This window comes from Phenylobacterium sp. (assembly GCF_030680185.1).
GTDB lineage: Bacteria > Pseudomonadota > Alphaproteobacteria > Caulobacterales > Caulobacteraceae > Phenylobacterium.
Genome location: NZ_JAUXVZ010000029.1, coordinates 88,969 through 114,434 on the forward strand (window position 1 = coordinate 88,969; position 25,466 = coordinate 114,434).

General features: G+C 68.3%; 30 protein-coding genes and 1 pseudogene. 12 read left to right on the top strand and 19 right to left on the bottom strand.

Annotated features, from left to right (window positions below; translation table 11 throughout):
* Positions 1–80: 80 nt before the first annotated feature.
* Genes Q8L83_RS05530 through Q8L83_RS05540 form a run of 3 tightly spaced genes read right to left on the bottom strand, consistent with a single transcriptional unit; the run spans position 81 to position 2,486 of the window.
* On the bottom strand, positions 81–875 hold the full coding sequence (locus Q8L83_RS05530; protein WP_305285259.1) for a hypothetical protein: 795 nt from the start codon (positions 873–875) through the stop codon (positions 81–83).
* A 40-nt stretch (positions 876–915) separates the two neighbouring features.
* Positions 916–2,253, bottom strand: coding sequence for a hypothetical protein (locus Q8L83_RS05535; protein ID WP_305285261.1), 1,338 nt, complete (start codon positions 2,251–2,253; stop codon positions 916–918).
* Positions 2,250–2,486 carry a hypothetical protein gene (locus Q8L83_RS05540; protein WP_305285264.1) on the bottom strand — a complete coding sequence of 79 codons (237 nt, stop codon included), beginning with the start codon at positions 2,484–2,486 and terminating at the stop codon, positions 2,250–2,252. Before Q8L83_RS05540 ends, Q8L83_RS05535 begins: the two co-directional genes overlap by 4 nt.
* 455 nt (positions 2,487–2,941) lie before the next feature.
* Here Q8L83_RS05540 and Q8L83_RS05545 point away from each other — a divergent pair, with 455 nt between their 5' ends.
* Positions 2,942–3,340, top strand: a complete 399-nt coding sequence (locus tag Q8L83_RS05545; RefSeq protein WP_305285267.1) for a host attachment protein — start codon at positions 2,942–2,944, stop codon at positions 3,338–3,340.
* 66 nt (positions 3,341–3,406) lie between these two features.
* Here Q8L83_RS05545 and Q8L83_RS05550 read toward each other — a convergent pair whose 3' ends face one another.
* Entirely contained in the window at positions 3,407–3,859 is a 453-nt protein-coding gene (locus Q8L83_RS05550) for a GFA family protein (protein ID WP_305285269.1), read from the bottom strand.
* Positions 3,860–3,925: 66 nt separating this feature from the next.
* Positions 3,926–4,687, bottom strand: coding sequence for a Stf0 family sulfotransferase (locus Q8L83_RS05555; protein WP_305285271.1), 762 nt, complete (start codon positions 4,685–4,687; stop codon positions 3,926–3,928).
* A gap of 56 nt (positions 4,688–4,743) precedes the next feature.
* Here Q8L83_RS05555 and Q8L83_RS05560 point away from each other — a divergent pair, with 56 nt between their 5' ends.
* The 3 genes from Q8L83_RS05560 to Q8L83_RS05570 all read left to right on the top strand — a co-directional run bounded on the left by Q8L83_RS05560 (position 4,744) and on the right by Q8L83_RS05570 (position 6,540).
* Positions 4,744–5,430, top strand: coding sequence for an isochorismatase family cysteine hydrolase (locus Q8L83_RS05560; RefSeq protein WP_305285273.1), 687 nt, complete (start codon positions 4,744–4,746; stop codon positions 5,428–5,430).
* Positions 5,423–5,899: a lasso peptide biosynthesis protein gene (locus Q8L83_RS05565; RefSeq protein WP_305285275.1), complete on the top strand. Its 477-nt coding sequence runs from the start codon at positions 5,423–5,425 to the stop codon at positions 5,897–5,899. Before Q8L83_RS05560 ends, Q8L83_RS05565 begins: the two co-directional genes overlap by 8 nt.
* A gap of 116 nt (positions 5,900–6,015) precedes the next feature.
* Positions 6,016–6,540: a GNAT family N-acetyltransferase gene (locus Q8L83_RS05570; protein WP_305285277.1), complete on the top strand. Its 525-nt coding sequence runs from the start codon at positions 6,016–6,018 to the stop codon at positions 6,538–6,540.
* Positions 6,541–6,584: 44 nt separating this feature from the next.
* Here the strand turns inward: Q8L83_RS05570 and Q8L83_RS05575 are convergent, their stop codons facing one another.
* Genes Q8L83_RS05575 through Q8L83_RS05595 form a run of 5 tightly spaced genes read right to left on the bottom strand, consistent with a single transcriptional unit; the run spans position 6,585 to position 8,314 of the window.
* Positions 6,585–6,827 carry a type II toxin-antitoxin system RelE/ParE family toxin gene (locus Q8L83_RS05575; RefSeq protein ID WP_305285279.1) on the bottom strand — a complete coding sequence of 81 codons (243 nt, stop codon included), beginning with the start codon at positions 6,825–6,827 and terminating at the stop codon, positions 6,585–6,587.
* Positions 6,828–6,852: 25 nt separating this feature from the next.
* The gene (locus Q8L83_RS05580) at positions 6,853–7,158 is read right to left on the bottom strand and encodes a type II toxin-antitoxin system RelB/DinJ family antitoxin (protein WP_305285280.1); all 306 of its coding nucleotides are present in this window, start codon (positions 7,156–7,158) and stop codon (positions 6,853–6,855) included.
* A 51-nt stretch (positions 7,159–7,209) separates the two neighbouring features.
* Positions 7,210–7,797: a hypothetical protein gene (locus Q8L83_RS05585; protein ID WP_305285282.1), complete on the bottom strand. Its 588-nt coding sequence runs from the start codon at positions 7,795–7,797 to the stop codon at positions 7,210–7,212.
* Complete coding sequence (locus Q8L83_RS05590) at positions 7,794–7,991, bottom strand: hypothetical protein (RefSeq protein WP_300574762.1); 198 nt, start codon at positions 7,989–7,991, stop codon at positions 7,794–7,796. The genes Q8L83_RS05585 and Q8L83_RS05590 overlap by 4 nt, the downstream gene beginning before the upstream one ends.
* Positions 7,988–8,314, bottom strand: a complete 327-nt coding sequence (locus Q8L83_RS05595) for a hypothetical protein (RefSeq protein ID WP_305285284.1) — start codon at positions 8,312–8,314, stop codon at positions 7,988–7,990. The genes Q8L83_RS05590 and Q8L83_RS05595 overlap by 4 nt, the downstream gene beginning before the upstream one ends.
* An 87-nt stretch (positions 8,315–8,401) precedes the next feature.
* Here Q8L83_RS05595 and Q8L83_RS05600 point away from each other — a divergent pair, with 87 nt between their 5' ends.
* The 7 genes from Q8L83_RS05600 (at position 8,402) to Q8L83_RS05630 (ending at position 13,705) form a co-directional block, all read left to right on the top strand.
* Positions 8,402–9,046 (top strand): S24 family peptidase, encoded by a 645-nt coding sequence (locus Q8L83_RS05600; protein ID WP_305285285.1) that lies wholly within the window; start codon positions 8,402–8,404, stop codon positions 9,044–9,046.
* Positions 9,047–9,094: 48 nt separating this feature from the next.
* Positions 9,095–9,514: a hypothetical protein gene (locus Q8L83_RS05605; RefSeq protein WP_305285286.1), complete on the top strand. Its 420-nt coding sequence runs from the start codon at positions 9,095–9,097 to the stop codon at positions 9,512–9,514.
* 57 nt (positions 9,515–9,571) lie between these two features.
* A complete protein-coding gene (locus tag Q8L83_RS05610) occupies positions 9,572–10,405 on the top strand; it encodes a phytanoyl-CoA dioxygenase family protein (protein ID WP_305285287.1) in 834 nt (277 codons plus the stop codon).
* 78 nt (positions 10,406–10,483) lie between these two features.
* Positions 10,484–11,119, top strand: coding sequence for a glutathione S-transferase family protein (locus Q8L83_RS05615; RefSeq protein ID WP_305285288.1), 636 nt, complete (start codon positions 10,484–10,486; stop codon positions 11,117–11,119).
* 107 nt (positions 11,120–11,226) lie between these two features.
* Complete coding sequence (locus Q8L83_RS05620; RefSeq protein ID WP_305285289.1) at positions 11,227–11,670, top strand: MarR family winged helix-turn-helix transcriptional regulator; 444 nt, start codon at positions 11,227–11,229, stop codon at positions 11,668–11,670.
* Positions 11,667–13,124 carry an MFS transporter gene (locus Q8L83_RS05625; protein WP_305285290.1) on the top strand — a complete coding sequence of 486 codons (1,458 nt, stop codon included), beginning with the start codon at positions 11,667–11,669 and terminating at the stop codon, positions 13,122–13,124. Before Q8L83_RS05620 ends, Q8L83_RS05625 begins: the two co-directional genes overlap by 4 nt.
* A gap of 59 nt (positions 13,125–13,183) precedes the next feature.
* Positions 13,184–13,705 carry a hypothetical protein gene (locus Q8L83_RS05630; protein WP_305285292.1) on the top strand — a complete coding sequence of 174 codons (522 nt, stop codon included), beginning with the start codon at positions 13,184–13,186 and terminating at the stop codon, positions 13,703–13,705.
* Positions 13,706–13,717: 12 nt separating this feature from the next.
* Here the strand turns inward: Q8L83_RS05630 and Q8L83_RS05635 are convergent, their stop codons facing one another.
* From Q8L83_RS05635 to infA, 8 genes and pseudogenes are all read right to left on the bottom strand, one after another.
* Positions 13,718–14,497, bottom strand: coding sequence for an acyl-CoA thioesterase domain-containing protein (locus Q8L83_RS05635; RefSeq protein ID WP_305285293.1), 780 nt, complete (start codon positions 14,495–14,497; stop codon positions 13,718–13,720).
* Positions 14,498–14,538: 41 nt separating this feature from the next.
* Positions 14,539–14,952, bottom strand: a complete 414-nt coding sequence (locus Q8L83_RS05640; RefSeq protein WP_305285295.1) for a Na+/H+ antiporter subunit G — start codon at positions 14,950–14,952, stop codon at positions 14,539–14,541.
* A gap of 5 nt (positions 14,953–14,957) precedes the next feature.
* The gene (locus Q8L83_RS05645) at positions 14,958–15,227 is read right to left on the bottom strand and encodes a K+/H+ antiporter subunit F (protein ID WP_305285296.1); all 270 of its coding nucleotides are present in this window, start codon (positions 15,225–15,227) and stop codon (positions 14,958–14,960) included.
* Positions 15,224–15,715 (bottom strand): Na+/H+ antiporter subunit E, encoded by a 492-nt coding sequence (locus Q8L83_RS05650; protein ID WP_305285297.1) that lies wholly within the window; start codon positions 15,713–15,715, stop codon positions 15,224–15,226. The genes Q8L83_RS05645 and Q8L83_RS05650 overlap by 4 nt, the downstream gene beginning before the upstream one ends.
* Positions 15,712–17,238 carry a monovalent cation/H+ antiporter subunit D gene (locus tag Q8L83_RS05655; protein ID WP_305285299.1) on the bottom strand — a complete coding sequence of 509 codons (1,527 nt, stop codon included), beginning with the start codon at positions 17,236–17,238 and terminating at the stop codon, positions 15,712–15,714. Before Q8L83_RS05655 ends, Q8L83_RS05650 begins: the two co-directional genes overlap by 4 nt.
* 86 nt (positions 17,239–17,324) lie before the next feature.
* A pseudogene (locus Q8L83_RS05660) lies at positions 17,325–17,639 on the bottom strand (Na+/H+ antiporter subunit C); the annotation flags it as partial.
* Positions 17,640–17,641: 2 nt separating this feature from the next.
* Positions 17,642–20,521, bottom strand: a complete 2,880-nt coding sequence (locus Q8L83_RS05665) for a monovalent cation/H+ antiporter subunit A (RefSeq protein WP_305285303.1) — start codon at positions 20,519–20,521, stop codon at positions 17,642–17,644.
* 118 nt (positions 20,522–20,639) lie between these two features.
* Positions 20,640–20,909: a translation initiation factor IF-1 gene (gene infA / locus Q8L83_RS05670; protein ID WP_300574777.1), complete on the bottom strand. Its 270-nt coding sequence runs from the start codon at positions 20,907–20,909 to the stop codon at positions 20,640–20,642.
* Between the two features lie 329 nt (positions 20,910–21,238).
* On the opposite strand from infA, the gene Q8L83_RS05675 reads away from it, so the two are divergent.
* Complete coding sequence (locus tag Q8L83_RS05675) at positions 21,239–22,420, top strand: NAD(P)/FAD-dependent oxidoreductase (protein WP_305285304.1); 1,182 nt, start codon at positions 21,239–21,241, stop codon at positions 22,418–22,420.
* A 4-nt stretch (positions 22,421–22,424) separates the two neighbouring features.
* On the opposite strand, the gene Q8L83_RS05680 is transcribed toward Q8L83_RS05675, so the two are convergent.
* Positions 22,425–25,277: an Ig-like domain-containing protein gene (locus Q8L83_RS05680; protein ID WP_305285305.1), complete on the bottom strand. Its 2,853-nt coding sequence runs from the start codon at positions 25,275–25,277 to the stop codon at positions 22,425–22,427.
* Between the last annotated feature and the right edge of the window lie 189 nt (positions 25,278–25,466).

A 25,466-nucleotide genomic window follows, 5' to 3' on the forward strand; every position in this document is an offset into this window, starting at 1 on the left:
ACCGCCATTGCCTCGACGCCATCCTGCCACTCATGAGCCACCCACAACGCGGAACATATTGCGAACTTATGGGCGTGAGTCTACCAGTAACGGCCTGAATCATAGTCGTTCACCAGCCCAGGCCTGATGGCGAAGACACTGTCGCCAAGCGGAACAAGGCGAGATGTATCCGACACCTCTTGCCTCGTCTCAGGAGTGGTGATCTCGTCGCTAGAATAGACGGCATCAGCCTGGTTGCCCGCCAGCGACGCCTTGCCGGCCGTGAGGCCAGAAGCGCGACCGGCCTCTACCTTTAGCCATGTCGGAGTGCCGTAGTAGAGCCGCTCACCCATATTGAACCGCGGCAGGCCATTTTTCAGATCTCGAAAGTGTATCCGCTTGTGTACATCGGCAGGCAGCTTGACGATGTTTATCGGGTGATTTGTAATCCAAAGCGGCGCCCCGGATGCCTGATGTATAAACCAGTGGTGCCCCTGCTCACCCTTTCCAAAATAACCCTGTTTCGCCATGCGCTTACGCGTAGCGTTCCAAGTCTGGCTGGTTCCGGCCTTCATCGCAGCGCGAATACCGGCCTTACTTAGAGCCGTCGCACCCCAGGCAAGGGGATTTAACTCACTCAACAGCATGGCGCCATTGATCGCCGCCCCTCGTCGATCGCCTTGCTTCAAGTCGGCGATCAGCCCGCGGGTGGAGCCCCAAACGGGGATCAAGCTCTCCACGAAGCCGGGGTCGCGCGACCAGAAGCCAGTCGTCTGCACCGATCCAGGTCGTCGACCTATGACCTGGATTTCACTGACAGTTGCCTCATCCACCGCCCCGCCGTTTCGTGCGGCTCCAGGCGCGCTCGCACGCCAATTCAGGTAGGGGTCGCTCATATCAAGCTGTCTCTCTGTTGTTGTCTTGCGAAGACGGGCATCACCCCATCCAGCTCCCGCTCGCCCCGCCGGCCCCACGCCGCGCCGCCCGCCGAACCGCCGCCCCGCGACGGTTCAGGGCGAACTCGCCAAAGGCGTCGGCGCCGTGGCTGGCGGCGTCGTGCAGCGGCCCGCCATAGGCTCGCGTCGCCGCATTCCAGCGCTTGCGATAGGCCCGCAGCCGGTCGAGCCCGAGCGCGCAGGCCTGGGCGTCGAACCAGGTCATGGGTATCATCAGCCGCCCGGCGTTGATCCGGTCCTCCGGGTGGGTCGCCTGCCCCACCTCGATGGGTGAGACGCCAAGCCCGCCCAGGGTCTCGAACCGCGAGCGGCCGCCCGCGCCCAGCTCGCGCACCATCACATCGTGCGGCAGGTGGTGGGTCCCATAGACGTAGGGCTTCGCCGCAATGGCCTCGCGGACGATGGCCTGCAGCCCTTCGCCGCTGGTCTCGAAATAGTCGATGGCGCGCACCTCTGGCCCCACCTGCTGGAAGAACCAGATCGCCGTATAGTCATCGATGCCCAGGTCCCAGGCCGTATGCACGGCCAGCCCCGGATCATGCGGCACATGACCCACCCGGCCCGCGCCCTGCGCGTCGCCCAACAGGCCGGCATAATAGGCGCCCGGCGCGGCCGCATCGAAGTCCACCAGGTATTCCGAGGCGAACCTGGCCTCGCCCTCCTCCTTCGACCCGGTCTCGGCCACCAGCTCGGCCCGTTCCCGGGCCAACTGGGCGGGTGTGAACACTCCGGTCTCCGTCGCCGGCGAGCGAAGGGTGAACCAGGCGCCGTCCCGCGCCCTCGCCTCAAAGGCCCGCACCGCGTGGTTGCGCCCCCGCGGCGTCCACAGAAACAGCGCCCAGCCGCCATTCTCCGCCAGGATCGGCCGGATGTAGGTCCAGGCGTCAGGCCTGGCGAGCGCCCATTCGGAGAACACCACGCCGACCGGCGGCGCCCCCACCAGGCTGTCATAATTGTCCGAGCCCAGCACCTGCCAGACCGATCCGTTGGCCAGGCGGATGCTCATGTCGCCGTCCCGCGTCGCGCTGCGGATCTGCGGCGGAAAAGCCTCGTCGATCCGCCGCAGGCCGGTATGCGGGTTCACCGCCTCCCAGACCGCCTTGCGCCCCTGCGCGCCCTCCGGCAGCAGATGCCAGTAGACGCCGGGCTTCTGCACCGCGCTCACCGCGGTCCAGTTCAGCGCCACATCATCCTTGCCCCAGCGCCGGTGGGCGGCCACGTCGGCCCGCAAGCCGCCCGCCTCCAGATAACGCCACAGGCTCGCCTGATAGTCCCGCGGGCTCCAGCCATGGGGCAGCTCGATCTCGGCTCCCTTCATTCGGCGGGGCCAGGCCCGGCCGCCTCGGGATCGGAAAACCGCCGCACCACGATGGTCAGCCCGCCCTCAGCCTCGCCGCCCTTGCCCTTGGCGTGGGCGCGATCCAGCACCTCGCGCGCCGCCGCGATCCGGGCGGTGTCGCTGCCGGCGCCGCGCATGATCTCCGCGAGCGTCTCCACCGCCAGCGGCGCCAGGGCCAGCACCGCCTCGCGCGGATCCTTCCGCCGCCGCACCGCCCGCGCCATAACGCCACCTCAACTCTGAAAGAACCATTGGGCCGTCCGCCCCGCGCCCGCTCCGCGCCCCACGAGAGGCGCGCGCTTGGCTCCTGGAGCCGGGCGCGGGGCTCCTGCCGCGCAAAGGACGCCGCCTCGCAAACGCCACCTCGAGGCGCGCCGCCGCCCCGGGGGAGGGACAGGGGGCGGGCGACCATCCAGCCTCGCGCAAAGCCGACCGCCCAACGGCCGCCCGCTCAACGCTTCGCCAGGAGAGATGTCATGCAAGTGCGGGCCTCGCCCGCCGCGGCGTCCTCGGCGCCTCAGACGCAAGAACGACCCATACACAGAACCTACCAAATTCCCGCGGGATGGCAAGAACAAAATAGGAACAACTAGGGGTTCGCCCTCAATTGGCAACCGCGGCGCCCCGCGGCACGTTCAAGCGATCCCGAAACAACCGGAGCTTCCAGATGATACTTCCCAATGGCGCCCACGTGGCCGTCGTCGATGGCGAAAAGCTGGCGCTCTTCCAGAACGCCGGCCATGCCGATATCGAGCTGAAGGCCCTGCCGACGCCCGAGATCGAGGATCGCGTCTCCGGCGCGCCGGGCCGCATATCCAGCGACGCCAATCCCGACAACGGCACCCAGGCCGAAGACGGCTTCGCCATGGGCGTCGCCGACGTCCTGAACCACATGATCCTGACCCACCGGGTCGAGAAGCTGCTGGTCATCGCCGCGCCCAAGACGCTCGGTCAGCTCCGCAAAGGCTGGCACAAGGAGACCGAGTCCCGCCTGGTCGGCGAAATCGCCAAGGACCTCACCGGCCACACCACCGACGAGATCGCCGCGGCCATTCAGAAGGCCTGAACCCATAAACGACCAGAGGCGGGGCGATCCCTCGCTCCGCCTCCTGATCCTTACGGCGACGCGGCTTCAGCCCGCCGACCGCGCCGCATAGGCGCCCATCAGCCGCCCGAAATCCGCCGGCTGCGGAAAGCCCTCGAACCCCTCCACCGCCGGCGTGCTGACCCAAGGCAGCTTCTCCGCCGTCATGGTCTCCATGAACGGCTCCAGCCCCGAGGGATCATCGAACAGGGTCGAGCGCACATTGACGAAGCCGTCGACGCCCTCCGGCCGCGTGAACATCCAGCTCATGCAGTGCGGGCAGAAGAAGTGCCGCGTCGCCCCATGCAAGCCGCCGATCACCGGCTCGCCCGCCGTCACCGCGAAGGCCTCGGCCGCAAACAGCGCGCTCAACGAGAACGCGCTCGCCGTCATCTGCTGACAACCCCAACAGTGGCACGCCATCGTCACCTTCGGCGCTTCGCTCACCCGAAACCGCACCTGGCCACACCGGCAACCGCCCTCTCTGGTCATCGCGCTCATCGCATCTTCTCTCGTTTTGGAAGCAGCCTCGGCGTCCGGCATTCGGCGCCCGAATGAGGCGACACCTTACCCCAGCCCCGCCTCGGCCCGATACCGCGCGGCCCAATCGCGGTTGGTGTCGTCCGCCATCTTCCGCAGGCTTGGCGAAGCGCGATCGGCCGCCGCCGGGTCCAGCCCCAGCGGGGTCAGGACACGCCGCAGGGCGCCCCGGGGATCGCTGGAAACCTCGTCGTACGAGAGCCGAACCGGCGTGATCGCCTCGCGCCCAAACCAGGCGTCCCAGCCCCTGTCATAGTCGACCATGGCCTCGACCCAGGCTTGAAGCGCCTGGCCGTCATATTCAGGCTCGCGCCCCGGGCCGATCCGCTCCACATCCGAGCCGTCGGGCGCCACGTGCCACAGGCCGGTCTGCTCGGCCTTCAGGCAGGACACGGCCTGCTCCACCTTGTCGGCCCGGGAGAGGTGGATGAACAGGGTGCGGCCGAAGACGCGCTCAAACCGGCCCCGGTCGGTCGTCTCATCCGGATGGAGCGACGCCAGGTGCGAAAAGAAGAAGTCGAAGCTGGGCCGCTGCAGGCGCAGGCCAAACACCCCATTGTCGCTGCGCCCTCGCGAGAGGGCCGCCTGGATACAGGCCGCGACGATCTCGCCTTCCGAGGCGTCGGTCGCCGGCTCGACCTCCAGCCGCCGCGCCCATGCGACCAGGGAAGGCTCGTGGAAATGCGAGGCGGGCCGCCCCGCCACCCCCGTCTCGGCCAGCAGTCGGCACAACAGGGTGCTCCCGCTGCGCGGCGCCGTGCAGATCATATACGAGGCGTAATCTGTCACGATCGATCTGCTAGGTGGCCGGGTACATTTCATGAACACTCTAGCGAGACAAGGCCATGGCGCACAACTGGATGATCGCTGAGCGGGAGTATCTTCGCCAGGAGTCCCGCCGCGGACGACGCCACGCCTACGAACATCTGAACCCCACGACCACGGCCCTCGTCGTCATCGACATGGTCCCATTCTTCGCCGAGGCCAATATCCACTGCCGCGACGCCATCACGCCGATCAACCGTCTGGCCGCCGCCCTGCGCGAGGGGGACGGCGTAGTCGCCTGGGTCCTGCCCGCCGATGCGGGTGCCCCCTCCCCCCACGCCATCGAATTCTATGGGGCGCAGATCGCCCAGACCTATGGCGCCTCGGGCGGCCAGGGCGCCCCGCGTGATCGCCTCTGCCCCGAGCTCGCCGTGATGGAGGGCGATGTCTTCGCCGAGAAGTCCGCCGCCAGCGCCTTCTTCCCCGGCCGTTGCGACCTGCATGACCGCCTCGCCGCCCGTGGGATCGAGACGGTGATCATCGCTGGCACGGTGACCAATGTGTGCTGCGAAAGCTCGGCCCGCGACGCCTCGACCCTGGGCTACCGGGTGATCTTCGCCGCCGACGCCACCGCCACGGTCACCGACGCCGCCCACAACGCCGCCCTCTACACCATCTACCGCTCGTTCGGCGACGTCCGGCCCACCGCAGAGATCCTCGACCTGATCGCGGGCAGCCCAGCCCGCGCGGCCCCCGCACATGGCTGACCTGCCGGGCCAACTCGCCGCCACAGCCACAAGCCTCCGCCGGTTCATGGAGCCCGTCTGGGACGACTGGCAGGCCGCCGATCCCTCGCACCGCGGCGCCACGCCGTCAGCCGGGACCTGCGGCCGCACCAGCCTGTTCGTCCGCGATGTCCTTCGCCGGCAGGGTCACGACGCCCACTGGTCGAACGGAATCCCGCGCCGCTCTGAGACCTCGCCCATCGGCGACTTCGGCTTCCTCGTCCACGGCCGCTGGGAAGCCCACGCCTGGGTCACCTGCCAAGGCTGGATCATCGACATCACCGCCGACCAGTTCGGCGCCCCGCCGGTGATCGTGGCGCGGACGACAGACCCCCGCTACGCCGCCAACGACCTCGACACCGCCGATCCAGAGTCCATCGCTCGCCGCGAAGCGACGGCGGCACGCCTGATGGCGGCCTGGCTCGACAGCTCGATGGCCCAGCAACTGTGATCGAGGGGCGCCCGCTGTGTCCTGGGCCGGGCTCGATTGCGCCTTGCGTCCTCCATCATGCCACCGTCGCGCCGCCTTGGTACTCTGAGCCTCCGCTTGGGCAGCCGGGACGCGTGATGACGATCCAACACCCCATAAGGCTGCCAACTTGCCTGACAGACGCCGTCATCCAGCTAGATCAGCATCGGCTGGCCGACGCGGCGGGCGATCTGGGCGGCGAAGACGACGAAATTCGCCGACGCTTCGACGGCGGGCGCCCTCATAGCCTTGACGAAGCTGAGGACGCCATACGCCGCTACATGCGGCGCTGGGCCGCCGGCGGACCGGAAATCACCTATGCGCTCAGGTTGCCTGATAAAACGCTCATCGGCGGCGCCGAAATCCGCCGACCAGAGCCCGCATTGGCGAATGTCGGCTATTGGGTTTTCCCCGACCACAGGAACAGGGGATATGCCAGCCGCGCCCTCATCCTTCTCTGCCAGGCAGCCCGAGACAACATTTCAGAACTCCGCCAGGTCTCTGCGCACGTGGAGGCTGACAACCTAGCCTCGTTGCGCACGGCGGAGCAGGCGGGCTTCAAACCGATCGGCAAGGTCATGGAAAACGGCGTCGAACGCTTGAGGTTGGTCCGAGACCTCTAACGGGCTCAGGCGTTCGCCAGCACATCCGGCTTGGCCGCCCCTTCTCAGCCGGACGGCCATTGCTGGGTGGCGTGAAGCACCCGCAGAATGACCACGGCGCGCTCATCTTCGGCATAGACCACGATGTAGTTTGGCCGGACGACCATTTCGCGGGTGCCGGCGACCCGCCCCGGCCGATACAGCCTCGGACGGTCGGGCAGCTTCGATACTTTGTGCTCAAGCTCGTCCTTCAACCGCTGAGCGGCGTCGGGATTGGCGTCGGATATGTAATCGACGATAGCGAGCAAGTCGGCGCGCGCCGCTTCGCGCCACTCAACCGCCCGCGCGGTCACGGCGCTTACGGTCGATCCGTGCTTGGGCTTCGTCCATAACTTCCTGGTGAGGCAGCGCAGGGCTTGGGTCAGCCAGAGCCTCCTGCACCTTGGTGCGGAACCAGGCGTCATAGACTTCGGGATCGGACGTGAGCCCGGCCGGCAATCCACCTTCCTTGGCGACGCGGGTCAGCAGGATGCGAACGGCATCGGAGACCGTGAGACCGACGCGCGCGAGCTTCTCCGACGCTTCCGCCTTGAGCTCGTCATCGACGCGCACATGGAGCATTGAGGTTCGCGCGACCATGGTTGGCCCTCCTGACTATGGCTCCATAGTTGTATCTCAATCGAGATACGGTCAAGACCGGTCGCGCCCCTCCCCCGCCAGCACGTCCAGCGCCACGCCCAGAAGCGCCTCGATCCGGCCCACCTCCCGCTCGCTAGCCACGGCCTCGCGGGGCGTCAGTTCGCGGCCGCAGACCAGGTCGCAGGCGCTCACTAGGTCGGCCTGGTCCCACAGCCTAGCCCGCATCGCCGCCAGCCGCGCCGTCGCCTGGGCCGAGCCTTCGGCGGCCATCAGCAGCACCTCTTCCCGGGCGCCCGGACCCGCCGGGCCGCCGCCGCCCGGCCGCACGTCCAGGGTCGAGCGGATCGCGCCTTCCCGTGCGGCCCGGCGATAGAGGGCGCCATAGCGCTCGCCGGCACGCTTCTGGGCGTCGGTGATCCGGCCCTTGCGCGCCAGCCAGTCGAGCCCCGCCTGCCGGCGATAGGGCCGGCCGGGCGAAGCCGGCCCCTCGAACGCCGCACCCCTTGCCCCGGCGAGGCCGACCGTCTCGGCCACCCCGACGGCCACCGCCTCGGCCTCGGCGCGGTCCTTCGCCCGGCTCTCCAGGGTCCGCAGCCGCGCCCGGGTCCGCGCCGCCGGATCGAAGATCTGCCCCCTCAAGGCCGCCCCCGCGACACCACCGCATCGGCCAGCCGGTAAACCGCCTCGCTGGCGGCCCGCTCCCCCTCCAGGATCACCAGGCCAGCCGCCGTATGGGCCAGCAGCTCCTTCAGGAACTGCGCCCGGTCGCCCGGCGTCCGATGCCCCAAGGCTTGAGCCACCAGGCTGCCGGCGTCCCCCGGCGCGCCGCTCATCGCCCCGCCTCCGGCCACACCAGCGGCAGGCCCACATGGACGCCGTTGCGCCCGATCCGCGTCTCGGTCAGGGCCGGAAAGCCCCCCTGCTCCATCACCTTGGCCACATGGCGCTCATGATGGGCGAAGCGGGGCTGGGCCTCGCCTGCCCCGCGGGCCACCTGGCCGCGGAAGGCCCGCTCCAGCCGGGCCAGTTCCCGGTCCTCCAGCCGCAGCAGCGCGCGGGCCCTGCCCGGCGATGTCCCGCCGCGGCGGAGATTGGCGTAGTCCCCCAGGCTGATGGGGCTTCGGGTCGCGGCCCGGACCGGTTCTGTCTGTTGCATGGGCAGACTGTATTTTTCATACATACAATCGGCAAGCGGAAACTGTAGGCTATGTACAGTTATCCAGAGTTGCGTTAGACCATGGCCATGAACGACCGCGCCGCCCGCCTTCGCCAGGCCCGCCTCGACGCCGGCCATGAAACCGCCGCCGCCGCAGCCGAGGCGTTCGGCTGGAACCGCAACACCTACGCCTCCAACGAGAACGGCAATGCGCCGTTTTCCTATCGCAAGGCCAAGGAGTATGCAGCCGCCTTCGGGGTCAGCGCCGAATGGCTCTATGACGCAGCCGGCCCGATCCGCGCCTCGGCGCTGGCCGGCTACGTCCCGATCCTCGGCCGGGTCGGCGCCAATCCCGACGGGGTGGTTCTGTTCGCAACCGGCCAGGATGCTGGCGATCTGGCCCCCATCCCCCCTGGCGGCACGGACAAGGCCGCGGCTCTGCGGGTGGTCGGCCATTCCATGCGCGGCCTCGCCGACGATGGCGCGCTCATCTATTTCGAGGACCAGCGCACCCCGCCGACGCCCGACATGCTGGGCCATGTGGTGGTGGTCGAGATCGACACCGATGAGGTGCTGGTCAAGCGCCTGCTGCGCGGCTCCCGCTCGGGCCTGTTCGATCTGGAAAGCGTGGCGGGTCCCACCCGCCAGGACGCGCGCCTGCGCTGGGCGGCCCATATCACCGCCATCATCCCGCCTTTCCAGGCCCGGCGGATCATCCAGAGCGCCATCTAGGCTTGCGCTTCTGATTGCAGAATTCTGTATCTATTATACAGTTTTTGCATGCAGCCCATCGTCACCGACGCCGAGCTTTCCGCCGCCTACGCCGGTCTCGATCACGCCGACGAGCAGGCCTGGCGCCACGGTCAGGCGACCCGCGCCTGGGGCGCAGGCTGGTCAGCGCTCGCGCCCGAACCGCGCCGCCGGCGCAGCCCAGACCAGTTGCGCGACCTCGCCCAGAGCCGGCTGGCCGCCGCCCAGGCCTGGGCGCAATCTCCCGAGGGCCGTCTGAAATCGGCGCTCACCGATCTGCAGCACGCCGCCCGCGCCCTCGACCAGCAGGCCGAAGCCCTGCGCGAAGCCGCCTCCCGCGGGCTCGCCGATACGACCACTCCAAACGCCCGCCGGCGCCTGTGGGCCATGTCGCAGGAGGCCCGCGCCGCACTCGCCGCCCTGCGCGCCATCCGTAGCGTCCGGCCTTAAGCCGGGTCTATGCTGCCGGCACGCGCCCGTCAGAGGCGCAATTGCCGGGAGCACGCCATGGACCTGCCGACCGCAAGCTTCGACGTGGACGCCCACGCCGCGCGCATGGCCAGCGACGGCTATACCCAACTGGACAACCTGCTGGACGACGCCGCCCTTGCCCGGGTTCGCGAGGCGCTGGCGCCGCACCTGGGGGGCCACCGGGGCCGGAACGCCTTCGAGGGCTTCGCCACCGAGCGGGTTTACACCCTCGTCGCCCGCGGAAAGGTGTTCGAGGAGCTGACGGAGGATGCCCGCATCCTCGCCCTCCTCGACCGCTTCCTGCTGCCGGGCTACCTGCTGACCGCCAGCCAGGCCATCGCCATCCAGCCCGGCGAGGCGGCGCAGGGCCTGCACTATGACGACAGCTTCTACCGCCTGCCCCGCCCCCGCCCGGCCGTCAGCCTCAGCGTCATCGTCGCCATCGATCCCTTCACCGACCAGAACGGCGCCACCGACATCCTGCCGGGCAGCCACCTGTGGAGCGACGCCGAGGTGGCGGCCTTCGCGCGCGATCCGAACGCCGCCAGCCGGCTGGAGCCCGTCGTCATGCCGGCCGGCTCGGCCATCGTCTTCCAGGGGCACATGCTGCACCGGGGCGGCGCCAACCGCTCATCGGCGCCGCGCCTGGCGCTGACCAATCAGTATTGCCAGCCCTGGGCCCGCACGCAGGAGAACTTCTATCTCGGCGTCCCCAGGGAGCAGGTGCGCGCCATGACCCCGCGCCTGCAGAGCCTGCTGGGGTACGACATCTGGCCCTCGTTCATGGGCCACGTCACCGCCTCGCATCCGGCCAAGGCTCTGGAGGATGGCTGGATCCCGCCGGTCGCGCGCGCCAGCCAGCCCCGGTGAGCCGCGGCAGGCGTCGATTGCTGTCACTGCCCTGTCAGCAGACCTGGATTAGGTGATCACAAAGCCCTGGAGCCCGTCATGTCCGAACTCACCTTCTACACCAACCCCATGTCGCGCGGCCGCATCATCCGCTGGATGCTGGAAGAGGTTGGTCAGCCCTACGAGACCCGGATTCTGACCTGGGAGAAGGGGGACGCGAAGTCGCCCGACTATCTCGCCATCAATCCCATGGGCAAGGTCCCGGCCATCGTCCACGACGGCGTGGTCGTCACCGAATGCGCCGCCATCTGCGCCTATCTGGCCGACGCCTTCCCCGAAGCCGGCCTCGCGCCGCCGCCGCACAGCCCGCTGCGCGGTCCCTATTATCGCTGGCTTTTCTTCGGGGCCGGCCCCATCGAGCAGGCCGTCGGCGCCAAGGCGGTGAACTTCGAGCCCTCGGCCGAGCAACGCAGCATGCTGGGCTTTGGCAGCATGAACGATGTCCTCAACGCCATCGAGGGCGCGATCAAGGATCGCCCCTATCTCGTGGGCGACAGCTTCACCGCCGCCGACCTCTACCTCGCCTCCCACCTGTCCTGGGGGATGAACTTCGACACCATCGAAAAGCGCCCGGCCTTCGAGACCTATGTGGCGCGCCACCTCCAGCGCCCCGCCGCCCAGCGCGCGGACGAGATCGACAACGCGCTGATCGCCGAAGCCCAGTCGCCCTCCTGATCCCGGACGGCGACGCCGCCAGCCCCCGCCGGTAGCCCCCTTGACCTGAGGCGTCAGGGGTCTATCTACCCAGGTAGATAGTTCACCTACTTAACTAGATTGCCTCAATGCCCGCCGAGTCCGCCCTCGATCCCGACCAGCTCGCCGAGCTGCTGCGCCCGGCCTTGCTGCGGGTCGCACGGCGCCTGAGGCAGGAGGCTTCGAAGGCCGGTCTCTCGGCCCTCGACGTCCTGCTGCTGGTGGAGATCAAGCGCCAGCCCGGCGTCGGCGTCTCCGATCTGGCCGACGCCGAGCAGATGTCCCGCCCGGCCATGAGCACCCACATCAAGCGCCTGGAGGCGGCCGGCTGGATCAGCCGACTCAGCCACGCCTCCGATGGCCGCCGTTCGGGCCTGACCATCACGCCGTCCGGCATGGCCGCCCTGGCCGAGACCCGTCGGTTGCGCAACGACTGGCTGGCCGCCCGCCTCGGCGCCCTTGGTCCCGACGCCCGCCAGGCCCTGCACGCCGCCGCCGGCCCGCTCCTGGCCCTGGTGGAGGTCCAGCCATGACCGAAATCTCCGCCACCCCGGCCGATCCCGACAAGCCCGTCGTCGCCACGGCTGAGGAGCGCGCCGCGCAGCTCAGCCGCGGCTGGATCGTGCCCGCCGTCATCGGCTCGGCCCTGATGATGCAGACGTTGAACGCCACGGTGCTGTCCAACGCCCTGCCGGCCATGGCTCGCGACATGGGCGAAGACCCGCTGCGCCTGAACCTGGCCATCACCATGTACCTCCTGGCCGCGGCGGTCTTCCTGCCGATCAGCGGCTGGGCGGCCGACACCTTCGGGGCCAAGCGGATCTTCGTCCTGGCCATGGGGCTCTATGCGGTCTCCTCGGCCCTGTGCGGCTTCGCCGACACCCTCATGGAGCTGGTCGGCGCACGGCTGCTCCAGGGCGCCGCAGGAGCCATGATGGCGCCCGTGGGTCGCCTGGTCCTCTTGCGCACCACGCCCAAGAACGAGTTGGTCGGCGCCATGTCGGTCCTGACTATGCCCGCCCTGCTGGGGCCGGTGATCGGCCCGCCGGTGGGCGGCTTCATCGTCACCTTTTGGGACTGGCCGTGGATCTTCTTCATGAACCTGCCCATCGCCGCGGCGGGCCTCCTGCTGGTCCTCCGCTTCGTGCCCAATGTCGCCCTTCAGGACGCCCAGCGCCTGGACTGGAAGGGCATGCTGATGACCGGCATAGGCCTGGCTTGCGTGATCTTCGGCTTCGAGAATCTGGGCCGCGACGTGCTGCCTGCGACCGCCGTGGCGGGGCTGTTCTTCGGCGGGCTGGCCCTGCTCTGGCTCTATGCCTGGCACGCCCGACGGACCCCGCACGCCATTCTCGACCTCTCCCTGTTCCGGCTGTCCACCTTCCAGGCCTCGGTGATCGGCGGCGCCTTCATGCGGATCGCGATGGGCGCCACGCCTTTCATGCTGGCCATGCTGCTGCAAGTGGCGTTCGGCATGACGGCGCTGGCGGCGGGCCTGCTGACCTTCATCGGCGCGGCCGGCGCCCTGATCATGAAGACCACGGCGCCGCCGATCCTGCGCCGCTTCGGATTCCGGCGGGTGCTGATCGTCAACGCCGTCATCACCGGCGTCTTCTTCATGGCCTATGCCGGCTTCCGCATCGACACCCCCCACTGGGTGATCATGCTGGTGCTGCTGGCCGGCGGCTTCTTCCGCTCGCTGCAGTTCACGAGCCTCAACGGCCTGGCCTATGCCGAGATCGAGCAGGACCGCATGAGCCGCGCCTCGACCATGTCGGCCATGGCCCAACAGTTGATCCAGTCGGTGGGCATTGGTCTCGCCGCCACCCTGATCCACGTCTTCACCCAGATGGCGGGCGAGGCCCAAATGACCGCCGCCACCATCTCGCCGGCCTTCCTGGTGATCGGCGCCATCACCTTCATCTCGCTGATCTTCTATGTCCGGCTGCCGCGCGATGCGGGCGACGAGATGAATAGTCGAAGCTGAAAACCCAGTCTTGACGCCGTCCTTCCCCTGCCCCCTATGGCGGGGGAAGGAGCCTCCCCATGAACTTCATGCCTGCAACCGCCGCCGCCGCGGTCCTGGCGCTATGCGCCTGCTCATCGGCCGAAGAGCCCGCCGCCCCGCCGCCGCCCGCGCCGGCCGCTGAGGCGCCGCCGACGGCCGTCAGCCAACCTGGCCTCTCCTGGGGCACGGCGTCCAGCGGCGAAGGCATCGCCCTCATCCTCAGCGACGCCGCCGGCGCGCCGCTGCTGCGCCTGGGCTGCATCCGCAATCCGGCGGTCATGACCCTGGCGATCGAAGGCTTCACCGCCATCGGCAGCGAAGAGCGCCTCACCGTCGGTCTCGATGATCACCTGTTCGTCTTTGTCGCCGATGCCACGGCCAGGGGCCCCGGGGTGAAGGCCCAGGCCGACATCTCGACGGACTTCCTTGACCGCCTGGAGGACGCCACGGCGATCCGCGCGGTCTATGGCGACCAGGAACTCGGCCCGCACGTGCCGCCGCCGGCCGGCATCGCCGCAGGCTTCGCCGCCGAATGTCGCCGGGCCGTCAGCGTCTCTTAGAGGGCCCGCGCCTCAGCGCTTCATCACCTGGGCGAGCGCCGTGCAGGCGGCCGAGCCGATCGGCCCCTGCTCGTCATAGAGGAAGCATTCGCCCACGGCGACGCCGTCGCTGGCGCCGTGGTTGACCACCTCGAAGCCGACCCATTCCGTCGCCGGCAGCCGGTGCAGATAGACCGTCACGTCGCTGTTGATATAGGCTAGCCCCTTGTCGCCGGCATTGGCGAAGGGGCTGGTGAAGTCCGCCGCCACGGCCACCCGCGTGAAGGGTGTCAGCGCCTCGCCGCCCACCAGTTCGCGCACCTCGCTCATCCAGGTGCGCTTGACGCCCACCTGGCCGAAATCGCCGGTGATCCTGCGCATGGCCCACATGCCGCCCATGCCCATGCGCGGGTCCTCGGGCGGCGGAATGTCGTCCGGCTTGGGGACGTCCCAGTTCCCCGGCGTCCACACCACGCCCTCAGGATTCTGCGTCCGGCGCAGGAACTGGCAGCTGGCCCGTCCCATGCTGACCCCGCCGCTGATGAACTCGGCGTCCACCACCTTGATGCGCTTGCCCTCGCGCACCACCCGCGTCGTCACCTCCACGGGCGAGAAGTCCGGCAGGCGATACATGTCCACGGTCAGGCGGGCGGGGATGAAGTCGGGGTCCCCATGCTCGGCCTCCAGGACGTGGCCCAGCAGGCCGACGATCACCCGACCGTGCAGGGACTGTGGATTCCACGGGCCGCGGGCGGCGGGGGTGGGAAGGAAGCGGCCATCGTCCTGCCGCTGGAAAAACGGGTCATTTGTCATCGCGGCGATCCATCCCGGATTCCCCGCGTTGGGGCAAGAACTCAGCGCGGGATGTTGAGCTGATCGGTGTCCAGACCTTCGAAGGTCGCCCACCCGGTGCCGAGGCCGGTCTCGGGCAGGCCTTCGGCGATGTGGTCCATGGGATTGGGGTCGATCTGCCGCCCTTGCCGGTGCAGATGCGCCTTAGCGATCATGTTGGCCGAGATTGGCGCGGTCAGAAACAGGAACAGGGTGATCAGCAGCTCATGGGCCGAATAGGTGCCCTGGATCGCCGGAAAGAAGATCATCGAGGCCACCAGAAGGGAGCCGACCCCCAGGGTCGTCACCTTGGTCGGCCCATGCAGGCGGGTCATCAGGGACGGCATCCGCGTCAGGCCCCAGGAGCCCACCAGGGCGAACACGCCGCCGATGACCAGCAGGGCCGAGATCAGGATTTCGAAGGGTCCGACATCCATCATCGTCACTCCACGATATCGCCGCGCAGCAGGAACTTGCAGTAGGCCACCGTGCCGACGAAGCCGACCATGGCCAGCAGCAGCGCCGCCTCGAAATACACAGCCGAGCCCTGCTGGATCTGCATCAGCACGATGAGCGCGATGGCGTTGATGGTCAGGGTGTCCAGCGCCAGGATCCGGTCGGCCGTCGTCGGCCCCCGGGCCAGCCGCCAGAGATTCATCGACATGGCCAGCCCCACACAGGAGATGGCGAACAGAACAGCGATCCCGATCATGCGAAGATCCTCATCAGCCGCGCCTCATAGCGGCTCTTGATCCGCGCGACCTCGGCCGCGGGATCGGGGGTGTCCAGGGCGTGGACCAGCAGGGCGCGGCCGCAGGACGAGACATCACAGGACACCGTGCCCGGCGTCATGCTGATCGTGCCGGCCAGCATGGTGATGGCCTCGGGGCTGCGCAGGTCCAGCGGCACCACCAGCCAGGCCGAGCGCAGATCCTTCGAGCGCTTGAAGATCACGATCATGGCGATCTGGAAACTGGCCGTGACGATGTCCCACAGCACCAGGCCCAGATAGCCCCAGGTCGCCGGCCCAAAGCGCACCTTCGGCCTATCGGGCCAGAACGGACTGGTCAGGATCGGCACGATCACCCCGACCATGACCCCCAGCACCAGCCCGCCCACCGTCAGGCGGTTGGCCAGCAGCATCCAGACGATGATCAGGGTCACCGTCAGCGCCGGGTGCGGCAGTAGCTTCTTGATCATGGCGCGGCCCTCGACTGTTCCAGGACGGCGTCGGGATAGGGGCCCACATCATAGATCTGAGCCGCCGTAGCGTTGAGATAGGCCGTCGCCGGACCGCCGGCGAGGGTCAGGGCGGCCAGGGCGGCCAGCAGGGTTGCGACGATGGCCGCCGAGGCCTGAGGCGAGACCGGCGGCCCCGCCTTCACCTGGCCCTCGGTGGCCGCGCTCTTCCAGAAGATGGCGCTGCCGGCCCGGGCGAAGGCCAGCAGGCTGATGACCGTGGTGCCCAGGATCAGGCCCCAGGCCCACCAGCCGCCGGTGGTTCCCCTCACGGCGTCGAGGATCAGCAGCTTGCCGGGGAAGCCCGACAGGGGCGGCAGGCCGACGACGGCGATGGCGGTGAGGAAGAACAGCCCCCCCAGCACCCCAGCCTGCAGGAAGGGCGGGCTCGGCGCCAGGCTGTCCCCATAGTCCCCGCGCCGCGCCGCGATCATGTCGACCAGCAGGAACAGGGCCGCCGCCGACAGGGTCGAGTGCGGCAGGTAATAGAGCGCCGCAGCCGTGGACTCCGGCGTGAACATGGCCAGCGCGCAGAGCAGCGTCCCCATGGAGCCGACCACCGCATAGGCGGCCATCTTGCGCAGATGCCGCGCGCCCAGGACCCCGATGAAACCCAGCAGCAAGGTGGCCAGAGCGGCGGGCAGCAGCCAGGGGCCCGGCGCCCAGGCGAGGTCGCCGGCGCCCTCGCCGAACACCGTGCTGGTGAAGCGCAGGATGCAGTAGGCGCCGACCTTGGTCATGATCGCAAAGAGGGCCGCCACCGGGGCCGAGGTCGACGCATAGGTCCGCGGCAGCCAGAAGTGCAGCGGCACGAGCGAGGCCTTCAGGCCGAACACCGCCACCATCAGCAGCCCGCCCGCCAGGATCAGGGCGTGGTCCCCTGCCGGCGCCTGGGCGACACGCTCGCCCATGTGCGCCAGGTTCAGGGTGCCCGTCGCCCCATACAGCAGCCCGACGGCCACCAGGAACAGGGTCGAACCCACCAGGTTCACCACCACATACTGCACGCCGGCCTTCAGCCGCGCCGCCCCGCCCCCATGCAGCATCAGCCCATAGGAGGCGATCAGCAGCACTTCGAAGAACACGAACAGGTTGAACAGGTCGCCAGTCAGGAACGCGCCATTGAGGCCCAGCAGCTGGAACTGGAACAGCGGATGGAAGTGCCAGCCCTTGCGGTCGATGCCGCTCGCGATCGCATAGCCCATCACCGGCAGGGCCAGGACGGCGGTGACCACGAGCATCAGGGCCGACAGCCGGTCCAGCACCAGCACGATGCCGAAGGGCGCCATCCAGTCGCCCATGGCGTAGACATCGACCTGGCCGCTGGCGGCGTGCCTCATCAGGCCGCAGCCGATCGCCAGCAGCGCCAGGCAGGCGGCCAGGGACAGGGTCCGCGACGCCACGAGCCGGTGTCTCAGGAACAGCAGCATCAGCGGCGCAAGCAGGGCCGGGATCAGGACCGGGGCGACCAGCCAGGGATTCATGGCTGGGCCTCCACGTCGCTGCGCACCTGCGCCTCGGCGGCCGATGCGCCGGACAGGGCCTCCTGCTCGGCCGACGTCTCCCCGTGCCCGTCCACCTGATCGGTGCCGGCTTCCAGGAAGGTGCGCAGGGCCAGCACCACCACCAGGGCGGTCATGCCGAACGCGATAACGATGGCGGTCAGCACCAGCGCCTGGGGCAGCGGATCGCTATAGGCCGCCACGTCCTTGCCATAGATCGGCGGCTGATCCACGACCAGCCGGCCCGACGAAAACAGGAAGACGTTGATGGCGTAGGACATGAAGGCCAGGCCCAACACCACAGGGAAGGTCCGGGCGCGCAGCACCAGATAGATGCCCGCCGCCGAGAGGACGCCCACAGCCGAGGCCACGAGAAATTCGATGCTCATGCCCCCGCCCCTCCTGGGGCTGGCGCAGGCGCAGGCGTCGGGGGCGGCCGGCTGGGATCGACGTCCATGGGCAGGTCGTTGGGCGGCAACTTTTCGGCGCGGCCGGCCACGCCCGACAGGTGGTGCAGGGCCAGCATCACCGCCCCGACGACCGTGAAGGCGACGCCGATATCGAAGGCCAGGGCGCTGGACAGGCCCACATCGCCGATCAGCGGGATCGAGACATACTCATAGGCGCTCTTCAGGAAGGGCGCCCCCAGCATCATGGACACCACCCCCGTCAGGGCCGCCACCGTCACGCCGAAACCGATCAGGGCGTGATGGTCGGCGGGCAGCCGGCGGTTCGACCAGGCGTAGCCCGAGGCCATGTACTGCATCAGCAGGGCGATGGAGACCACCAGGCCGGCGATGAAGCCGCCGCCCGGCTCATTATGCCCACGCAGGAAGATGTAGAGCCCCACCACCGAGGCCAGCGGCAGCAGCAGGCGTGTGGCCACCACCAGCATCATCGGGTGGCGTTCGGGGCTGCGGCGCTGGTCCGGCATCCAGTTGGCCAGCCTCTGGCCCGAGGCGCCGCGGTCGGCGGTCTCCAGCAGGGCGAAGATGGTCAGGGCCGCAATGCCCAGGACGATGATCTCGCCGAAGGTGTCGAAGCCCCGGAAGTCGACCAGGATCACATTGACCACATTGGTGCCGCCGCCGCCGGAATAGGAGTTGGCCCAGTGGAATTCCGAGATCGAAGCTGGTCCGTCCCGGCGCAGCAGCGCCCAGGTGGCCGCCGCCATGCCAAGGCCGCCCACCGTCGCCAGCACGCCGTCGCGGGTCCGGCGGGCGCGGCTGCTCTCCACCGGACTGGTCTTGGGCATCAGGTTGAGCGCCAGCAGCAGCAGGAGGATGGTCACCACCTCCACCGAGATCTGGGTCAGGGCGAGGTCCGGCGCGGACAGGTAGACAAAGCCCAGGGAGACGACCAGGCCGATGACGCTGATGAAGATCAGCGCCAGATAGCGCTGCCGGTGCCCCAGCACGACCGCGGCGGTCCCGCCCACGAGCAGGACCCAGGCCACGATCGCCGCGCCCGGCGCCGCGAGGGTCGGGCGCAGGCCCTCCACGTGCGGCGCGCTCAGGAAGCCCCCCACGGCGACCAGCAGGGCGGCCCCCATGATCATGGCCAGGTAGCGCTGCAGCGAACCGTTGTGGACAAGCTCGGTGGTCTTGCGCGCCGCGCCCGCGCCTGCGGCCACCGTCCGGTCGAACAGGGTCTTGGCGTCGGGCAGGCCCAGGGCGGTCCAGATCCGCGCCGCCGGGCGGTGCAGGGACAAGAGGATCACGCCGCCGACCACGGCCGCCAGGCTCATGGCCAGCGGCAGGTTGAATCCGTGCCACAGGGCCAGATGCTTTTCGCCCGCCGCCCCGCCCGTCACCGCCGCAGCTACGGCGTTGACCAAGGGCCCGGCCACCAGGGCCGGCGCCAGGCCGATGGCCACCGCCAGGATCACCAACAGGGCCGAGGGCGCCCACATGCCGAACGGCGCATCGTGGGGCTTGGCGGGATAGCTCTCGCGCTTGGGTCCGAAATAGACCCCGACCACATAGCGGAAAGCGTAGGCGGCCGAGAACAGGATGCCGACCATCACCATCACGGGAATCAGCCACGGCAGGCCGAAGGCCGAGGCCTGCACCGCCTCCTCCAGCATCATTTCCTTGGAAATGAATCCGTTCAGCGGCGGGATCCCCGCCATGGCCGCCCCGGCCAGCACCGCCAGGGTCGCGGCGATGGGCATCAGCGTATAGAGGCCGCCGAGCTTGCGCAGATCCCGGGTGCCGACCTCGTGGTCGACAATGCCCGCGTTCATGAACAGGGCGGCCTTGAAGGTCGCGTGATTGATGATGTGGAAGACGCCCGCCACCGCCGCAGCCGGCGTGCCCAGGCCGAACAGGAAGGTCAGCATGCCCAGGTGGCTGATGGTCGAATAGGCCAGCAGCCCCTTCAGGTCGTCCTTGAACAGGGCGACGATGGCGGCGAACACCATGGTGAACAGGCCGACCCCGCCCACCAGGTAGAACCAGGCCTCGGTGCCCGACAGCGCCGGCCACAGGCGCGCCAGCAGGAAGATGCCGGCCTTCACCATGGTCGCCGAGTGCAGATAGGCGCTGACCGGCGTCGGCGCGGCCATGGCGTGGGGCAGCCAGAAGTGGAACGGGAACTGGGCCGACTTGGTGAAACAGCCTCCCAGGATGAGCAGCAGGGCCGGCAGATACATGGGCGAAGCCTGGATCGCCTCGCCGCTCTGCAGGATCACGCTCAGGTCATAGGAGCCGACGATCTGGCCCAGCATCAGGAGGCCGCCGATCAACGACAGCCCGCCCATGCCGGTGATGGTCAGCGCCATGCGCGCGCCCTGGCGCCCCTCGGGCAGATGGCGCCAATAGCCGATCAGCAGGAAGGACGAGAGGCTGGTCAGCTCCCAGAACACCAGCAAAAGCAGGATGTTGTCCGACAGGACGATGCCGACCATGGCCCCCTGGAACAGCAGCAGGAAGGCGAAGAAGCGGCCCATGGGGTCGCTCTTGTTGAGATAGAACCGGGCGTAGATGATCACCAGCAGGCCGATGCCCAGGATCATCCCGGCGAACATCAGGCCGAGGGCGTCAAGGAAGAGGTTGAAGTTCAGCCCCAGGGTCGGGAACCAGGCGATCCTCGTGGAGACCACCTCGCCGGCCATGACCTGGGGGGCGAGACTGAGCAGGAGGACCAGGGCGGTCGCCGTCACAAGCCCCGTGGCCAGCGCACAGGCGTTGCGGCCCAGTCGGATGGTCAGCGCCGGCGCAAGCGCGCCGAGAAACGGCAGTAAGGCGATCCACGCCAGGGTCAAGATGGCCCTCGTGTTGAAGTCGTCGGTAGGGGAAGGCGCCCATCAATAACGGCGCCACGCCGCAGCCCCAATGAAATTCGCGTTATTGCGGAGCTATCGCCCCGCGGAGTTCCCAGCCTTAGCGGCGGCGGAACTGCGGACGCTGGCCGCCGCCCATGCGCGGGCCTTCGGTCTTGTGGCGATAGGTGATGCGACCCTTTTCCAGGTCGTAGGGGGTCATTTCCACCGTAACCCGGTCGCCGACCAGCGAGCGGATGCGGTTCCGCTTCATGCGGCCGGCGGTGTAGGCGAGAATGGTGTGTTCATTGTCCAGCTGCACCCGGAACCGGCCCTCGGGCAGCAGTTCGGTGATCACGCCTTCGAACTCGATGAACTCTTCTTTGGACATACGTATCGTCTCCTGCTGGCCGCCGACGCCCGGCGTATTGGCCCGCAGGCCGCGCCCCAACCATCAGAAGGGGCAGTCTAAGGTCTGCGCCCCAAAAGCGGCGCCGTGCGGTCCAGACGCGCCAACGGCCCCGCTCTGCCCCGGCGAACCGATGCATCTGAGGGGCGCTTGTGAGGCGAGCTTCTATCGAACCGCGCGGATGAAAGACCTAGGTCAAGCGTCGCGCGACGAAATGTCGAGACCTGTTAGGTAGGCTTCCAGGCGCCAAATGTCCAGCCAGGACCGCTCCGCCCGCCCCTCGCACGCGATTCTGCGCTAGAGACGCGGCCATGGAACCCAACTACGACGTGGTGGTGGCTGGCGCCGGCGCGGCCGGCATGATGTGCGCCGCCCAGGCCGGCCAGCGCGGCCGCAAGGTGCTGATCCTCGATCACGCCAAGGCGCCCGGCGAGAAGATTCGCATCTCCGGCGGCGGCCGCTGCAACTTCACCAACATCCACACCACGCCGAACAACTTCCTGTCGGAGAACCCGCGCTTCTGTATCTCGGCCCTGCGACGCTACCGACCCAAGGACTTCATCGCCCTGGTGGACCGGTACGGAATCGCCCACCACGAAAAGACCCTCGGCCAGCTCTTCTGTGACGGCTCGGCCCGCCAGATCATCGACATGCTGCTGGCCGAGATGGCCAAGGGCGGGGTCGAGCTTCGGCTGCAGACCACCATCGAGGCCATCGCCCGCACCGAAACTGATTTCACCCTGACCGTCGGCGGCCAGACGGTCGCCTGCCAGAGCCTGGTGATCGCCACCGGCGGCAAGTCGATCCCGAAGATGGGCGCCACGGGCTTCGGCTATGACGTGGCCCGACAGTTCGGCCTGCGGGTCACCGAGACGCGGCCGGCGCTCGTGCCGCTGACCTTCGACGTCTCGCTGCTGGAACGCACCGCCCCCCTGGCCGGCGTCGCCGTCGACGCGACGGTCGCCGCCGGCAAGACCCGCTTCGCCGAAGCCCTGCTCTTCACCCACCGGGGCCTGAGCGGTCCGGCCATCCTGCAGGCCTCATCCTACTGGCGCGAGGGCCAGGAGATCGCCGTGGACCTGGCGCCGGGCCAGGACGTCTACGCCCACCTCCGCGCCGCACGCACCACCCGGGCCAAGGCCGCGCCCGCCACCATCCTGGCCGAGCTGCTCCCCAAGCGCCTGGCCCAGTTCCTCAGCGAGACCCATGCGCCCAAGGGCAATATGGCCGACCAGTCCGACAAGGTCCTGCGCCCCCTGGCCGAGGCGGTGAACACCTGGCGGGTCAAGCCCGTCGGCTCCGAAGGCTACCGCACCGCCGAGGTCACCCTGGGCGGCGTCGACACCACGGAGCTGGAGTCGCGCACCCTGGCCGCCAAGACCGTGCCCGGCCTCTACTTCATCGGCGAAGTGGTCGACGTGACCGGCTGGCTCGGCGGCTACAACTTCCAATGGGCCTGGGCCTCAGGCTGGAGCGCGGGGCAGTCGGTCTGAGCACTCAGCCCGCCATGATCCAGTTGTCGCCTAGGTCCGCCAGGCGGACGCCCTCCAGGATCATCTGGTCGCCGCCGCTCAAGGTGATCACGGTGTCGTCGCCCACCTGAGCGGTGACGTAGCTGACGCCCGGCGCCAGCAGGACGCGGTCGCCTTCCAGCAGGTTGAAGTCGGTCACGACGTCCAGGCCGGCGCCGTCGAAGGTGTGGAACAGGTCGGCCCCCTCACCGCCCGTCAAGGTGTCGTTCCCCCGATCGCCCGACAGGAAGTCGTCCCCGAGGCCGCCGAACACGATGTCATCGCCCTGGCCGCCGCGGACGGTGTCATTGCCCGCATCGCCAAAGATGATGTCGTCGCCCAGGCCGCCCTGGACCTGGTCGGCGCCCTGGCCGCCGTGGACGGTGTCGTCGCCCATGTCGCCGAAAAGGTTATCCGCCCCGACATTTCCCTGCAGAAAATCACTGTCCTTGCCCCCCAGGACCAGATCATCCCCAAGGCCGCCATAGATGGTGTCCGAGCCCGTGTTGCCCTGGAGCACATCGTCGCCTTCGCCGCCGTCAATCAGGTCTGCGCCTCCCTCGCCCGTCACCGTGTCGTTTCCGCCGCCGGCGTCGATCGTATTGTCCAGGGCGTTGCCGGTGATGAATTCCGAGAACGGGGTCCCGAAAATCTGCGTGGGCGGCGGGGACGGCGGCGGCGGCGGGGCGGCGACCGTGTCGATGGCGTAATTGTTGGACTCGGTCGTTCCGGCTCCACTGTTGCCGGCAAGGTCGGCCACGCCGGCATTGTCCAGCACGATGAGGTTCGTGGCGTCCGAGACGCTCGCGCTCGGGGTCAGGGTGGCGGTCCAGGTCACGCCGCCATCGGCGGATGAGACCGCGCTCAGGGTCCCGTTGGCCACCGTCAGGTCGTCGTTGGAAAACCCTGTCACCGCCTCCGAGAAGGTGATCGTCACCTGCGACGTCTCACCGGCCTGAAGGGCCGTATCGGCCACCACGATGCTGGCGGTGGGGCGGAGCGTGTCGATGGCGTAGTTGTTGGACGCCGTCGTCCCGGTCCCCCCGTTTCCGGCGGCGTCTATCACGCCGGTATTGTCCAGCGTAATGACGTTCGTCGTATCCGAAATGCTGGCGCTGGGGGTCAGGGTGGCCGTCCAGGTGACGCCCCCATCGGCGGACGACACCGCGGTCAGGGTCCCGTTGACCACCGTCAGATCGCCGTTGGAAAATCCCGACACCGCCTCCGAGAAGGTGAAGGTCACCAGCGACGTCTCTCCCACCGCCAGCGCCGTATCGGCGACCAAGATGCTCGCCGTCGGGCGAAGGGTGTCGATGGCGTAGTTGTTCGAACTCGTCGTCCCCGTTCCCGTATTGCCGGCGGCGTCAGTCACGCCGGCGTTATTCAGGGTGACCACATTGGTGGTGTCGGTGGTGGCGGCCGTGGGGGTTAGGGTCGCCGTCCAGGTGATCCCGCCATCGGACGAGGCGAGTCCGCTCACGAGCCCGTTCGCCACCGTCAGGTCGGCCGTGGTGAACCCGGTCACCGCTTCGGAGAAGGTGAACGTCACCTGCGACGTGTCACCGGCTCGCAGGGCCGTATCGGCCACCACGATACTGGCCGTCGGGCGGGCGGTGTCGATAGCGTAGTTGTTGGAGTCGGCTGTTCCTGCTCCAGCGTTGCCGGCGGCGTCGACCACACCTGTCATGTCCAACGTGATGAGATTGGTGGTGTCGGTGACGCCCGCTGTCGGCGTCAGGGTCGCCGCCCAGGTAATTCCGCCGTCGGACGACGACAGGCCGCTGACGACGCCGTTGGCCACCGTCAGGTCGCCCGTGGAGAATCCGCTCACCGCCTCCGAGAAGGTGAACGTGACCTGCGACGTCTCGTCGGCCGCCAGCGCCGTATCGGCCACCACGATACTGGCCGTCGGGCGAACGGTGTCGATGGCGTAGTTGTTGGAGCTGATGGTTCCGGCTCCGGCGTTGCCGACGCCGTTGGTCACCCCGAACATGTTCAGCGTTATGAGATTTGTGGCGTCCGAGACATTCGCGCTCGGCGTCAGCGTGGCCGTCCAGGTGACGCCGCCATCGGTGGAGGACACCACGCCAAGGGCCCCGTTGACCACCGTCAGATCGGCATTGTCGAAGCCGTTCACAGCCTCGGAGAAGGTGATCGTCACCAACGAGGTTTCCCCCGCCGCAAGCGCCGCGTCAGCCACGACCACAGTCGCCGTCGGACGGATTGACTCGACACTGTAGTTGCCGGACGTCGAGGTTCCGAGGCCTGTATTGCCCGCCAGATCCGTATAGCCCGCATTGTTGAGCGTGATGACGTTGGTGCTGTCGCTGACGTTCGCCGTCGGCGACAGGCTGCCGGTCCAGGTGACTCCGCCATCGGACGACGACAGCCAGGTCACGGTCCCGTTTTCCACCGTAAGGTCGGCCGCGGTGAACCCGGTCACCGCCTCGGAGAAGGTGAATGTCACCGTCGAGGCGTCACCGGCCCCCAGCACCGTATTGGCGACCACGATACTCGCCGTCGGACGGACCGTATCAACGGCGTAGTTGTTCGAACTCGCCGTGCCGATCCCGGGCGTGCCGCCCAAGTCGGTGACGCCGGTCAGGTCCGCGGTGATGACATTGCTGGCGTCGGTGACCCCAGCATTCGGGATGAGGGTCCCGGTCCAGGTCGTCCCGCCATCGGCCGAGAAGAGTCCGGCGACCAGGCCGTTTCCCACGGTCAGATCACCGGGCGCGAAGCCTTGGACAGGCTCGGAAAATGTGAATGTTACAGTAGAGCTTTCACCGACAATCAGCGACGCGTCAGCGACAAGAATATCAACTGTGGGGGCCGCCATGAGTATTCATCTTCTCTCAGGTCGCCCACGAAGCCGGCCGAAAGCGAACGTTGTTCTTGTAATACCGGTATGCGGTTCGAAAATGAACGCTCTACCGAGCTACAATAGATGCATGACTCAAGGCAAACTGTTGATACTGGCGCACAACCTATCTTGGGTCTGACGCGCCAAGCACAGTGGGGGCCCGTC